Source organism: Streptomyces sp. S465, assembly GCF_026898115.1.
Taxonomy (GTDB): domain Bacteria; phylum Actinomycetota; class Actinomycetes; order Streptomycetales; family Streptomycetaceae; genus Streptomyces; species Streptomyces luomodiensis.
Window position 1 is genome coordinate 1,153,013 of sequence record NZ_CP114036.1, and the last position, 12,790, is coordinate 1,165,802.

The 12,790-nt window shown below is 73.0% G+C and carries 10 protein-coding genes and 1 pseudogene; 7 read left to right on the forward strand and 4 right to left on the reverse strand.

The annotated features are described in order from the left end of the window. Position 1: 1 nt before the first annotated feature. The gene (locus N6H00_RS04755; RefSeq protein ID WP_268970282.1) at positions 2-931 is read right to left on the reverse strand and encodes an ABC transporter permease; all 930 of its coding nucleotides are present in this window, start codon (positions 929-931) and stop codon (positions 2-4) included. 3 nt (positions 932-934) lie between these two features. Continuing rightward, the gene (locus N6H00_RS04760; RefSeq protein ID WP_268970283.1) at positions 935-2,509 is read right to left on the reverse strand and encodes an ABC transporter substrate-binding protein; all 1,575 of its coding nucleotides are present in this window, start codon (positions 2,507-2,509) and stop codon (positions 935-937) included. A 232-nt stretch (positions 2,510-2,741) separates the two neighbouring features. Here N6H00_RS04760 and N6H00_RS04765 point away from each other — a divergent pair, with 232 nt between their 5' ends. The 4 genes from N6H00_RS04765 (at position 2,742) to N6H00_RS04780 (ending at position 8,244) form a co-directional block, all read left to right on the forward strand. Further along, positions 2,742-4,655 carry a four-carbon acid sugar kinase family protein gene (locus tag N6H00_RS04765; RefSeq protein ID WP_268970284.1) on the forward strand — a complete coding sequence of 638 codons (1,914 nt, stop codon included), beginning with the start codon at positions 2,742-2,744 and terminating at the stop codon, positions 4,653-4,655. Then, the gene (gene pdxA / locus N6H00_RS04770; protein WP_268970285.1) at positions 4,652-5,704 is read left to right on the forward strand and encodes a 4-hydroxythreonine-4-phosphate dehydrogenase PdxA; all 1,053 of its coding nucleotides are present in this window, start codon (positions 4,652-4,654) and stop codon (positions 5,702-5,704) included. Before N6H00_RS04765 ends, pdxA begins: the two co-directional genes overlap by 4 nt. Before the next feature lie 31 nt (positions 5,705-5,735). Then, the gene (locus tag N6H00_RS04775; protein WP_268970286.1) at positions 5,736-6,506 is read left to right on the forward strand and encodes a DeoR/GlpR family DNA-binding transcription regulator; all 771 of its coding nucleotides are present in this window, start codon (positions 5,736-5,738) and stop codon (positions 6,504-6,506) included. Positions 6,507-7,245: 739 nt separating this feature from the next. After that, a complete protein-coding gene (locus tag N6H00_RS04780) occupies positions 7,246-8,244 on the forward strand; it encodes an alpha/beta hydrolase (protein WP_268970287.1) in 999 nt (332 codons plus the stop codon). A gap of 11 nt (positions 8,245-8,255) precedes the next feature. On the opposite strand, the pseudogene N6H00_RS04785 reads toward N6H00_RS04780, so the two are convergent. Next, positions 8,256-8,851, reverse strand: a pseudogene (locus tag N6H00_RS04785) (HhH-GPD-type base excision DNA repair protein). A gap of 161 nt (positions 8,852-9,012) precedes the next feature. On the opposite strand from N6H00_RS04785, the gene N6H00_RS04790 reads away from it, so the two are divergent. Together N6H00_RS04790 and N6H00_RS04795 are read left to right on the forward strand one after the other, a co-directional pair. Next, on the forward strand, positions 9,013-9,798 hold the full coding sequence (locus tag N6H00_RS04790; protein WP_268970288.1) for a SigB/SigF/SigG family RNA polymerase sigma factor: 786 nt from the start codon (positions 9,013-9,015) through the stop codon (positions 9,796-9,798). Positions 9,799-9,838: 40 nt separating this feature from the next. Further along, positions 9,839-10,507, forward strand: coding sequence for a dienelactone hydrolase family protein (locus N6H00_RS04795; RefSeq protein ID WP_268970289.1), 669 nt, complete (start codon positions 9,839-9,841; stop codon positions 10,505-10,507). A 45-nt stretch (positions 10,508-10,552) separates the two neighbouring features. On the opposite strand, the gene N6H00_RS04800 is transcribed toward N6H00_RS04795, so the two are convergent. Continuing rightward, on the reverse strand, positions 10,553-11,629 hold the full coding sequence (locus N6H00_RS04800; protein ID WP_268970290.1) for an ATP-dependent DNA ligase: 1,077 nt from the start codon (positions 11,627-11,629) through the stop codon (positions 10,553-10,555). Positions 11,630-11,722: 93 nt separating this feature from the next. Between N6H00_RS04800 and ligD the strand changes: the two genes are divergently transcribed. Next, positions 11,723-12,727 (forward strand): non-homologous end-joining DNA ligase, encoded by a 1,005-nt coding sequence (ligD, locus tag N6H00_RS04805; protein ID WP_268970291.1) that lies wholly within the window; start codon positions 11,723-11,725, stop codon positions 12,725-12,727. The last annotated feature ends 63 nt before the right edge of the window (positions 12,728-12,790 follow it).

Here is a 12,790-nt window from a genome sequence, read left to right on the forward strand (position 1 = left end):
CTCAGGCCGCCTTTCCCAGGCGCACCCGCGGGTCGAGCAGCGGGTAGGCCAGGTCGATGAGGAGTTGGACGAGGACCGCCAGGGCGGCGGTGACCAGGACGGTCGCCTGGATCAGCGGATAGTCGCGGGTTTCCAGGGCGCGGACGACCAGCGAGCCGACACCGGGCCAGCCGAAGACCACCTCGACCACCACGACGCCGTTGAGCATCGCGGCGAACCGGGTGCCGAGCGCGGTGAGCACCGGGATGGCGGAGTTGCCCATGGCGTAGCGCCAGGTCAGCGCCGATTCGGAGACGCCGCGGGAGCGGGCGACGGTGATGTACGGCGAGGCGAGGGCGGACACCATCTCGCGGCGGACCAGCCGGGAGATCAGCGCCATCTGGAGGATGGCCACGGTCACGGTGGGCAGCACCAGCCCGCCCCAGGTGGTGAAGCCGGAGGCGGGCAGCACCGGTATCAGCACGGCGAAGACGGTCAGCAGCATCACGCCGATCCAGAAGTCCGGCATGGACTGCCCGGCGATGGTCAGCACATTGGCGCCCAGCTCCCGCTTGGTGTCGGCGCGGCGGGCCATCCACACCCCGAGTGGCACGGCCACCAGCGCGGTGAGGGCGATCGCGGAGAGGGAGAGGGTGACGGTGTACGGCACCCGGTCGAGCACCACGTCCAGGGCGGGGGCGTGGAAGGAGTAGCTGGTGCCGAGGTCGCCGGTGACCAGGTCGCGCAGGAAGACCCCGTACTGGGTGAGCAGTCCGCGGTCGAGCCCGAACTGCTCCCGGATCCTGGCGAGGTCGGCGCTGGTGGGGTTGGGCCCGGCCAGGGCCGCGGCGGGGTCGCCGGGGGCCATGCGGACCAGGACGAAGACGGTGGAGAGGGTCAGGAAGACGGTCAGGACGCTCTGGCCCAGGCGGCGTATCAGATAGCGCGTCACGGCTCAGCCCTCCAGACGCACGGCGGCGAGGTCGTAGGAGTTGAGCTGGAGCAGCCGCACCTCGCGCACCCGATTGCGGCGGGCCAGCACCACATCGGGGACGAAGGCCCACAGGCAGGGCCGGGTGTCCCAGATCTGCTTCTGGACGGCGGCGAGCTTGTTGTTCCGCGTCTTCTCATCGGTTTCGGAGGAGGCGTCGGCCAGCCGGGCGGCGATCTCGGGGAAGACATAGCCCTGGTAGGTGTCCCGGGTCCGCTCCTTCTCCGGGGTGCCGCCGTACATGCCCTGGAGGCTGGTGGAGGCGTGGCCGGTGGGGACGGAGAAGCCGTTGCCGAGGACGTCCCAGTCGCCGCGGCGGCCCTGCCGCCACTGGAGGATGTCGCCGCCCGGTTCGAACTGCTGGAGGGTGGCGCGGACGCCGACGTCGCGCAGCATCTCCAGGACGGCCTCCATCACCGAGGTGTCCGCGGGGAACTCCCCGGACTCCCAGATGATCTTCACTTTGAGGTCGCTCGCGCCCAGCGCGGCGAGGCGTTTGCGGGCCTCACCGGGATCGTGGACATAACGGCCGGTGCGCACCGAGCCCTTGAGCGCGAGCGGGACGACGCCCTCGGCCTGCTGGGCGGAGCCGGTGAGCACATCGCGCACCAGGGACTCGCCGTCGATGGCGTAGCTGAGCGCCTCGCGCACCCGGGGGTCGGCCAGCGGGTGTCCGCGCGGTTTGCGGAAGTTGAAGAACAGCTGGTTGACGCGGGTGCCCGAGGTGCGGTCCAGCACCACCCCCGGCAACCCCTTGAGCTGCTCGGCGGAGTCGGGGGTGATGGTGTCGATGACGTCCAGCTCACCGCTGCGCACCGCGACGACACGGCTGGACTCCTCGGGTACGAAGCGCACCCGGACCCGGTCGACGGCGGGGCGCCGCCCCCAGTACCGGGGGTTGGCGGCCAGCGTGTACTCACCGGTGCCGGAGTTGGCCGAGGTGACCACGTACGGGCCGGAGCCCACACCGCCGGACAGCTCCCCGGCCCGGTTGGCGGCGGCGGGGCTGATCAGGATGTTGGCCATGAGCTGGTCGAGGATGGGGACCGGGCGCTTGGTGTGCAGCCGGAAGGTGCGCTCGTCGACCGGCTCGACGGTGGGCAGCTCGGGGAAGAGGCCGACGATGAACGAGCCGTTGACCCCCGCGTACATCGTCAGCGCGGTCGAGACGTCCTTGACGGTGACCGGAGTGCCGTCGGAGTAGCGGGCTCCCTGGCGCAGTCGCACCGTCCAGGTGGTGGGCTCGGTCATCTCGAAGCGGTCGGCGAGCACCAACTCGGGCCGGAGCCCCTCGCCGATCCGGGTGAGCGCCTGGCGCACCGCGCGCTGCACCGTGACCGCCGCGTCGAACTGGTTGAGCTTGTTGTCCAGGCTGACCAGTGAGCGGTTCAGCCCGAGGCTGATGGCGCCGGGCCCGGGGGCGCCGGTGGGGCCCGCGCACCCGGTGAGCGGGGCGAGGGCGATACCTGCTGAGGCGCCTGCTGACAGGCGCAGCACGGACCGGCGGCTGAGTGCCGGACCAATGGGGATACGGGTCATCGTTGACCTCTCGGCGGTTCTGAGGCGAGCGACCGGCTCGCTCGATCCGTGCGGCGCCCGGATGAGGGCCGTACGGGTCAAGGTGTCGCGGCGGTCACCGTGACATGACTGCGCGCTTTACGCAATAGCTCTCGCGCACTTCGCGCAACGTATGCCATCATCGGGACCGCGGAGACGGCATCCACGACATCGGATCGCTCCGTCCGTCATGGTCATTTGAGGAGGTACCGGTATGACGACCGGCCGGAGGCTAGTGGCCATCGCGGATGACCTGTCCGGCGCCGCCGAAACGGCCGCCGCCCTTCACTCGCGCACAACGCGCAGCCAGGTGGTGCTCGTTGGGAGCGGTGAGGGGGTTGACGGTGAACGAGTTCGCCGCCGTGAGCGGGTTGACGGTGAACGGGTTCGCCGTGAGCGGGTTGACCGTGAAGGGGTTGGCCGTGAAGGGGTGGTGGCCCTGCGCCCACCCGGTCCCGGCGAGGCCATCGTCCTGGACCTCGACTCCCGCTACCGCCCGGCCGCCGAGGCGGCCGAGGCGGTCCGCGACGCGCTGCGGCTGTCCTCGCCCGGCGGGGACACCCTGGTGCTGAAGAAGATCGACTCGCTGCTGCGGGGCAACCTCGCCGCCGAGGTCGCCGCCCTCGCCGAGGACGGCGCGGGCGTGGTGCTCGCCCCCGCGCTGCCGGTGGCCGGGCGCGTGGTGCGCTCGGGGGTGGTCCACATCGACGGGGTGGCGCTCCACGAGGGCGACGCGTGGCGTTCGGAGACCACGGCCGCGCCGCGTTCGATCGCGGACGCCCTCGGCGGGCTCCCCACCACACCGATCCCGCTCACGACCGTACGGGCCCCCGGCCGCTCCCTGCTGTCCGCGCTGCGGAAGGCCACGGACGACGGACGGGTGGCGGTGTGCGACGCGGAGACCGACGCCGACCTGACCGCGATCGTCGAGGCGTCACTCGCCGCCGGGCCACGGCTACGGCTGGTCGGCTCCGGCGGACTGGCACTGGCCCTCGGCCGCCACCTGGCGGGCGCGCCCGCAGCCACCACGCCCTCCGCCACCGCGCCGTCACCGGCCACGGCGCCCCCTGCCGCCCCGACACCGCCACCGGCCACCGCGCCCTCGGCCACCACCACTGCGCCCAACACCACCACCTCGACACCGCCACCAGCCACGGCATCCCCCGCCACCACACCCGCACCGCCACCAGACACCGCGCCCTCGGCCACCACCACTACGCCGCCACCAGCCACCGCGCCCCACACCACCACCCCGACACCGACACCAGGCACCGCCACCCCGACACCGCCACCAGCCACGGCATCCCCCGCCACCACACCCGCGCCACCACCAGACACCGCGCCCTCGGCCACCACCACTACGCCGCCACCAGCCACCGCGCCCCACACCACCACCCCGACACCAACACCAGCCACCGGCCGCCACGTGCTGGTCGTCGTCGGTACGGCCGAACCGGCGGCCGTCGAGCAGATCCGGCGCCTGGTCGAGGATGGGGCGATCCACCACCCACTCCCGCTCGCCGAGCTGATCGCGGACGGCCCTCCGGTGCGGCTGCCCCCGATGACGGCCCCGGTCACGGTCGTCTCCCTCGCTGCCCCGACCGGCCCGACCGGCCCGACCGGTTCCCCGCCGGCGGCTCCCGCCCCGGCGACGCCGCACGCGCCCGCCGCCGCACCGACCTCCGCACGCGGGCCCCTGCCCGCCGCGACACCACCGTCCGGCGGCGGATCCGACGACCACACAGAGCCGGATCGCACAGAGTCAGGTCACACCGGGCTGGGTCACACCGGGCCGGGTCACACCGGGCCGGGTACGCGGTCCGGGCCCGTGTCCGCCCGGCGGCTGGTGCACGGCCTCGCCCGTGCCGTCGCCGTTGCCGTCGCCGCGCACCCCGGCGCCGTCGATCTCGTACTGACCGGCGGTGAGACGGCCCGCCGGGTGCTGGACGCGCTGGCGGTGACCGAGCTCGCCCCGGTCGGCCAGGTGCACCACGGCGCCGTCCATCTCTCCACCCCCGACGGGCGATCCGTCGTGACCCGACCGGGCAGCTTCGGGTACCCCGACTCCCTGCGCCACATCGTCCGGGCGCTGCGCCCCCACTCGACCGAACGGAAGGTCAGCCCATGAACGCCTCCACCCATCTCACCTCCACCGGGGCCTCCGGCGCGGACGCCGGTGCCCCGCTCCCGCTGATCGCGGTCACCATGGGCGACGGCGCCGGCATCGGGCCCGAGGTGGTCGTCCCCGCGCTGCTCGACCCGGACACCCTGCGGCGCTGCCGCCCGGTGGTCATCGGGGACGCGGAGCGGCTGCGGCAGGCCGCCCGGCTGCGCGGCATCAGCTGCGAGGTCGTCACCGTGGCCACGCCCGGCGAGGCGGTGTTCACCCCGGGCCGGATCAACGTCATCGACCTCGGGCTGCTCCCGGCCGACCTGCCGTGGGGCACGCTCTCGCCAGTGGCCGGGGACGCGGCCTACCAGTACGTACGCACCGCCGCCGAACTCGCCATGAACGGCGAGGTGCAGGGCATCTGCACCGCGCCGCTCAACAAGGAGGCGCTGCACGCGGGCGGCCACGTCTACCCCGGCCACACCGAACTGCTGGCCCGTCTCACCGGGGTCGAGGAGGTGTCGATGATGCTGGCCACTCCCACGGTGAAGGTCATTCACGTCACCACCCACATCGGGCTCATCGACGCGGTGCGGAAGATCGAGCCCGGCCTGGTCGAGCGCACGGTGCGGCGCGGCCATGAGGCGATGGTGCGCGCCGGCACCCCCGAACCGGTGATCGGGGTGTGCGGGATCAATCCGCACGCCGGTGAGAACGGCCTGTTCGGCTACGGCGAGGAGGAGGAGAAGATCGTGCCCGCACTGGAGGTGCTGCGCGCCGACGGCATCGACGCCCGCGGCCCGCTCCCCGCCGACACCGCCTTCTTCCTGGCCGGGCGCGGCGACTACGACCTGATCGTGGCGATGTACCACGACCAGGGGCACGGCCCGGTCAAGGTGCTGGGCCTGGAGGCCGGGGTCAATCTGACCGTGGGTCTGCCCGTCATCCGCACCTCCGTCGACCACGGCACCGCCTTCGACATCGCCGGTACGGGCACCGCCGACGCCGGTAGCATGATCGAGGCGCTCCGGCAGGCCGCCGAGATGTCGCCGACCCCGGCCCGCTGACACCGAACCTACGTTGAGGAACGCGAGTGATATGCCGGTGAACGGAGCGCGGGCCCGGCGCGACCAGATCGTCCACCTCGCCACGACCACGGGCCTGACCAGTGTGGAGGAGCTGTCCCGCGCTTTCGGTGTCACCGCCTCCACCATCCGCCGCGACCTCGCCCAGCTCACCGCGGACGGGCGGCTGGCGCGTACGTACGGCGGGGCGATGGCCCTGGTCGCCCACCCGGAGGCATCGCTGCGCCAGCGCACCGGCGAGGCGTTCGAGGCCAAGCGGGCCATCGCGCGCTGGGCGGCGTCGAGGGTCCGCGCCGGGGAGACGGTGCTGCTCGACGCCGGGTCGACGGTCGGCGCCCTCGCCCATGAGCTGCGCACCGCCGAGGGGCTCACGGTGGCCACGACCGGGCTCACCGCGCTACAGGAGCTGGCCGATGTGGAGACCGTGCGAGTGGAATGCCTCGGCGGCACGCTCCGGCCGCTGAGCCAGAGCTTCCTCGGCCCGCTCACCGAGGCCGCCCTGGAGCGCATGACCTTCGACCGGGTCTTCCTGGGCGCGGACGGGGTGACGGCGGAGCACGGCATCTGCGAGGCGGAGCTGCGCCAGACCCGGCTCAAGGAACTGATGGCCCGCCGGGCGGAGGCGGTGTACGTGCTGGCGCACTCCGCGAAGATCGGCCGCCGCCCCTTCCACACCTGGGTGCGGCTGCCGCCCGGCTGGACGCTGGTGACCGACGGGGGCGCCGACGCCGACGAGATCCGGGCGCTGCGCGCCCAAGGGGTCGAGGTCGTCGAGGCGGCGTAGCCGGACATAGAGGGCACAGGCCCCAAAAGCGGGCATTTTACCAGATACGATGTGGGTAGCCGCCGGTCCGGAGCTACCGGTCCGGACCAGGAGAACGTCGCATGGCGACGGCGACGCCGGCGACGCCGCTTCCGCCGGGCGGAGGACTTCGTGCCCGCCTTCCCCGCCGCCCCCGCGTTCGGCGCCGAGGCCATGCGTACATCCCAGGGGACCGGGGCACCCGCCCCGGAGATGACGTGGCCACCCGTCGTACAGCATTGGAGGACACCGTGGCACGGCAGACCGACCCGACCCCCATCCACTCGGCGCAGCGAGAACCCGGGCCGCCGTCTCCGACCCCCTCGCCCGGTCCGGGTGGCCCGGAACCGGGTCCCGCACCGGGCCCCGTGCCCGGACCGCCCCCGGGCCCGCCGCCCGACCCGATTCCCACCCCTCCGCCCGAGCCGCCGCCGAACCCCACACCCGGCCCCACCCCGGGCCCGTCCCCCGACCCGGTGCCCAAGCCGCCGGGCCCCGATCCGGTCCCGGACCCCTCACCGGCACCGGGCCCCCTGACCTGACGTCGTCGTCCAGGAGCCCAGGAGTCCAGGAGTCCAGGGACCCGGGGGCCCAGGGAACCCGGACACCCAGGGAGCCCGAGGCCGGAACGCCGAGGTCCAGGGATGCGCCCGAGTGGCGTAACAGCGGTGGGTGCCGTGGCGGCCGAGGTGGGATCGTCGGAGCGGAAAAGGAGGAGCCGATGTCCACCACCGCTCCGGTCCGTCCCGTCCTCGAGCCCGCCGCCGCGGCGTTCGCCGAGGCCACCGCCAAGCCGCCGTACCTGTACCAGATGACGCCCGCCGAGGGCCGTCGCACGGTCGACGAGGTGCAGTCCGGTGAGGTGCCCAAGCCGGAGGTGGACGAGGAGTGGATCAGCGTCGGCGGGATTCCGGCGGGCGGTGTGAAGGCGCGGATCGTCCGTCCGCCGGAGGCCGTCGGCACCCTTCCGGTGATTCTCTACATCCACGGCGCGGGCTGGGTGTTCGGCAACGCCCACACCCATGACCGGCTGGTCCGGGAGCTGGCGGTCCGGGTCGGCGCCGCCGTGGTCTTCCCCGAGTACGACCTCTCCCCCGAGGCCCACTACCCGGTGGCACTGGAGCAGAGCTACGCCGTGGGCCAGTGGATCGTGGCCCACGGCGAGGGGGCGGGGCTCGACGCCTCCCGGATCGCGGTGGCAGGGGACTCGGTGGGCGGCAACATGGCCACCGTCCTCACCCTGCTCGCCAGGGAGCGCGGCGATCTGTCGCTGGTCCGGCAGGTGCTCTTCTACCCGGTGACCGACGCGCGCTTCGACACCGACTCCTACGAGCAGTTCGCCGAGGGCTACTTCCTCACCCGCGAGGCCATGAAGTGGTTCTGGGACCAGTACACCACCGACCCGGCACAGCGCTCCGAGATCACCGCCTCCCCGCTGCGCGCCACCCCCGACCAGCTCGCCGGGCTGCCGCCCGCCCTGGTCATCACCGGTGAGGCGGATGTGCTGCGCGACGAGGGCGAGGCGTACGCGGCGCGGCTGCGGGAGGCCGGGGTACCGGTCACCGCCCTGCGGATGCAGGGGATCATCCATGACTTCCTGATGCTCGACGCGCTCCGCGACACCCGGGCCGCACGGGCCGCGCTCACCCTGGCCGTGGACACCCTGCGGGACGCGCTGGGCACCGCCTCGCCGGACACCCCCGCACCCGGCGCCCCCTGAAAAGTCCCCGCTCAGCTCGCGGCGCCACCCTTGGCCTGCTTGGCCTGCCGTTTGAGCTCCTGCTTGTGGGCGCGGACCTTGTCCAGCGACTCGGGTCCGGTGATGTCGGCCACCGAGCGGTACGCCCCCTCCTCCCCGTAGGCCCCGGCGGCCTCGCGCCAGCCCGTGGGCCGCACCCCCAACCGCTTGCCAGCAGCGCGAGGAAGATCTGCGCCTTCTGCCTGCCGAAACCGGGCAGCTCGTGCAGCCGCTCGAGCAACTCCGCACCGGAGGAGACGTCGCGCCACAGGGCCGTCGGGTCGCCGTCGCAGTGCTCGGCCAGATACCGGCACAGCTGCTGCACGCGCCCCGCCATCGCGCCCGGGTAGCGGTGCACGGCGGGCTTCTCGGACAGCAGCGCGGCGAACCCCTCGGGGTCGTGGGCGGCGATCTCATGGGCGTCCAGATCCTCCCGGCCCAGGCGCCGCGCGATGGTGTACGGACCGGAGAACGCCCACTCCATGGGCACCTGCTGATCGAGCAGCATCCCGATCATCAGGGCCAGCGGGTCGCGTTCGAGCAGGGCGTCCGCCTCGGGCCGCTGGGCGAGACGAAGGCGTACGTTCATCCCCTGCGCATACCCGCCCACAACCGGGCTGAACCGAAGAAAGAACGCATCCAACCCAAAGGCAGGCACTCGGTCACCAATTTGGTCGAATTGCGAGGTGTGAGGGCTCATGCGAACCTGGTGGCGACCGCCGTGACATCGGACCACGGAGGCGAGTGACCATGTCAGCAACCGCGACTCGCCAACGACGCCATGACGACACTCCCGACACCGGCGGTGCCTTCCTGCGTCTGGCCCGGCTCCCGTCCGGGCCCGAACGCGACGCGCTGCGCGAGGCGATCATCTGCGCCTGGCTGCCCGTCGCCAAACGCCTGGCGCTGCGCTTCCGCAACAAGGGCGAGAACATGGAGGACCTCACCCAGGTGGCCTCGCTGGCCCTGGTGAAGGCCGTCGACCGCTACAACCCCGAGCTCGGACACGCCTTCCCCTCCTATGCGATCCCCGTCATCACCGGTGAGCTCAAGCGCCACTTCCGCGACTATCTGTGGACGCTGCACATCCCGCGCAACATCCAGGAGGTCCGCTCCCGCACCCGCTCCGCGCGCGACGCGCTGGAGCAGGAGCTGGGCGGACGCACCCCCACCGTCACCGAGATCTGCGTCCGCACCGGTATGCCCCAGGAGGATGTGAAGGCCGGTCTGGAGGCCAGCGCCTCCTGCACCCCGCTCTCCCTCAACGCCGCCGTCCAGGGCGCGGAGGAGCGGCTGCTCGCCGAGACGGTGGGCGCGGACGACGCCGCGATCGAACGCGTCGTCAACCGCGAGGCGCTGCGGGTGCTGATCGCCGAGCTGTCGGAGCAGGACCGCTACGTCCTCTACCTGCGGTTCTTCGCCGGGCTTTCGCAGAGCCAGATCGGCGAGATCCTGGGCTTCTCGCAGATGCACATATCCCGCAGGCTCTCCCGGCTCTACAGCGAACTGCGGCAAGGGCTCATGGCCTACACGTAGCAGTACCACCAGCCCCGCGACCCCCGGCAGGAGGTGGCCGATGCGCTCCGAGACCGCCCGGATCGCCGCGGACGACGCCACGCTCGTGGGCGATCTGGCCCTTCCCGGCCACCCCCTCGGCGTCGTCGCGTTCGCCCACGGCAGCGGCAGCTCCCGGCACAGTCCGCGCAACCGCGCGGTGGCCCGGGTGCTCCAGGACGCGGATCTGGCCACCTTGCTGTTCGACCTGCTCACCGAGGCCGAGGAGCGGGTGGACGCGATCACCGCCGAGCTGCGCTTCGACATCCCGCTGCTGGGCCGGCGGCTGGTGGCCGCGGTGGACTGGCTCGCCGGGCACCCGGCCGTCTCCGGGCTGCCGGCGGGGCTGTTCGGCGCCAGTACGGGCGCGGCCGCGGCGCTGACGGCCGCGGCGGAGCGGCCGGAGCGGGTGGCCGCGGTGGTCTCCCGCGGCGGCCGGCCCGATCTCGCGGGCGGCGCGCTGAACCGGGTGCGGGCACCGGTGTTGCTGATCGTGGGCGGTGACGACCACGAGGTGCTGCGGCTCAACCAGCAGGCGGCCGCCATGCTCGCCGCCCCGCACGAGATCCATGTGGTGCCCGGGGCGAGCCATCTGTTCGAGGAGCCCGGAACCCTGGAGCAGGCCGCCGAGGCGGCGCGCGACTGGTTCACCCGGATGGCCAAGCGCCCGGCCCGGGGCGCCAAGCGGTGACCCCCGGTCAGGAAGGCTCGGTCAGGAAGGCTGGGACGGGGAAGGTCAGGACCCTGGGGGCCGGGAACCGAGCACCTGGCGCAGGTCGAAGGAGACCGGCTCCTCCAGCTGTTCGTAGGTGCACTGACCGGGCTCCCGGTCCGGCCGCCAGCGCCGGAAGCGGGCGGTGTGCCGGAAGCGGTCGCCCTGCATGTGGTCGTAGGCCACCTCGCACACCCGCTCGGGGCGCAGCGGCACCCACGACAGGTCCTTGACCCCGGTCCAGCGGCTGGGCGCGCCCGGCATCCGGCCCTGGGCATGGGCCTCCTCACGCGCCCAGTCGGCCCACGGGTGGCCTTCGACGGTGTCCATGCGCAGCGGCTCCAGTTCGGCCAGCAGCTCCTGGCGGCGGCGCGTGGAGAAGGCGGCGCAGACGCCCACGTGCTGGAGGCGGCCGGCACCGTCGTGCAGGCCGAGCAGCAGGGAGCCGATGCCCTGGCCGGACTTGTGTATGCGGTAACCGGCCACCACGCAGTCGGCGGTGCGCTCGTGCTTGACCTTGACCATCACGCGTTCACCGGGCCGGTAGCCGAGGTCCGGGCGTTTGGCCACGATTCCGTCCAGCCCCGCCCCCTCGTACTGCTCGAACCACTGCCGGGCCAGGTCCGGATCGTCGGTGCAGGGGGCGATGTGCACCGGGTCCGGGGCGTCGCGCAGCGCCTCGGTCAGCGCCTCGCGGCGCTCGCTCAGCGGGGCGTCCATCAGCGAGGCGTCGCCGAGTGCGAGGAGGTCGAAGGCGACGAAGCTCGCCGGGGTGCGCTCCGCCAGGAGCCGCACCCGGGAGTCGGCGGGGTGGATCCGCTCCAGGAGGGCGTCGAAGTCCAGCCGTGCGCCGCGCACGATGACGATCTCGCCGTCCAGGACGCAGCGCGGCGGGAGGTGGGCGAGCAGCGCCTGGACCAGCTCGGGGAAGTAGCGGGTGAGCGGCTTGGTGGTGCGGCTGCCGATCTCGATCTCGTCGCCGTCGCGGAAGACGATGGCCCGGAAGCCGTCCCATTTGCCCTCGTAACGCATTCCGGGCGGGATCCTGGCCACGGCCTTGGCCAGCATCGGCTCGACGGGAGGCATCACCGGAAGGTCCATGATGTCCGATTGTGCGCCTGTGGCGGGCCGCGCGCCCGTCGCGGCGGTGCGCGCCGGGAGGCGGCCCGGGGCGGGCGGGCCTAGCGTGGCCGTATGGGAGAGTCGGTGGAGCTCACGGTCGGCGGGCGCACGGTGCGGGTGACCAACCCGGGGAAGGTGTACTTCCCGGAGCGCGGGTTCACCAAGCTCGATCTCGCCCGCTACTACCTGGCCGTCGGCGAGGGCGCGCTGCGGGCGCTGCGGGACCGGCCGACGACGCTGGAGCGCTACCCGGACGGGGTGGACGGGGAGTCGTTCTTCCAGAAGCGGGCGCCGAAGAACCTCCCGGAGTGGATTCCGACCGGCCGTATCTCCTTCCCCAGCGGGCGGCACGCGGACGAGATCTGCCCCACCGAGCCGGCCGCCGTCGTATGGGCGGCGAACCTGGGATGTCTGACCTTCCATCCGTGGCCGGTGCGGCGCTGGGACACCGAACACCCCGACGAGCTGCGGATCGACCTGGATCCCCAGCCGGGCACCGACTACGCCGACGCGGTACGGGCCGCCGGCGAGCTGCGCGAGGTGCTGGACGGGCTGGGGCTGCGGGGGTGGCCCAAGACCTCGGGCGGCCGGGGGCTGCACGTCTTCGTCCCGATCGCGCCGGAGTGGACCTTCACCCAGGTGCGGCGGTCCGCGATCGCGATCGCGCGGGAGCTGGAGCGGCGGGCTCCGGAGCGGGTGACCACCGCGTGGTGGAAGGAGGAGCGCGGCCGGAAGATCTTCGTGGACTACAACCAGACCGCCCGGGACCGCACCATCGCCGGCGCCTACTCGGTACGCCCCCGCCCCCATGCCCCGGTCTCCGCGCCGCTGTGCTGGGAGGAGGTGCCCGACGCCCGGCCGCGCGACTTCGACGTGGCCACCATGCCGGTGCGCTACCGCGAGCGGGGCGATGTGCACGCGGACATGGAGCGGCACGCCTTCCGTCTGGAGGCCGCGCTGGAGCTGGCCGCGCGGGACGAGCGGGAGCACGGTCTCGGCGACCTGCCCTATCCGCCGGAGCATCCGAAGATGAAGGGCGAGCCGAAGCGGGTGCAGCCGAGCCGGGCCAAGAAGTGATGGCCGGATCCGCGCGACGGCGGGAATCGCGCCCCTGTCCGTCTTCGCGCGCCCCGGCCGCCA

What these genes read in the sequence shown, in the direction of transcription:
- N6H00_RS04760 (WP_268970283.1), bottom strand. Translation starts at nt 2,509, where the DNA reads ATGACCCGTATCCCCATTGGTCCGGCACTCAGCCGCCGGTCCGTGCTG.
- N6H00_RS04765 (WP_268970284.1), top strand. Translation starts at nt 2,742, where the DNA reads ATGACGACCGGCCGGAGGCTAGTGGCCATCGCGGATGACCTGTCCGGC.
- pdxA (WP_268970285.1), top strand. Translation starts at nt 4,652, where the DNA reads ATGAACGCCTCCACCCATCTCACCTCCACCGGGGCCTCCGGCGCGGAC.
- N6H00_RS04775 (WP_268970286.1), top strand. Translation starts at nt 5,736, where the DNA reads ATGCCGGTGAACGGAGCGCGGGCCCGGCGCGACCAGATCGTCCACCTC.
- N6H00_RS04780 (WP_268970287.1), top strand. Translation starts at nt 7,246, where the DNA reads ATGTCCACCACCGCTCCGGTCCGTCCCGTCCTCGAGCCCGCCGCCGCG.
- N6H00_RS04790 (WP_268970288.1), top strand. Translation starts at nt 9,013, where the DNA reads ATGTCAGCAACCGCGACTCGCCAACGACGCCATGACGACACTCCCGAC.
- N6H00_RS04795 (WP_268970289.1), top strand. Translation starts at nt 9,839, where the DNA reads ATGCGCTCCGAGACCGCCCGGATCGCCGCGGACGACGCCACGCTCGTG.
- N6H00_RS04800 (WP_268970290.1), bottom strand. Translation starts at nt 11,629, where the DNA reads ATGGACCTTCCGGTGATGCCTCCCGTCGAGCCGATGCTGGCCAAGGCC.
- ligD (WP_268970291.1), top strand. Translation starts at nt 11,723, where the DNA reads ATGGGAGAGTCGGTGGAGCTCACGGTCGGCGGGCGCACGGTGCGGGTG.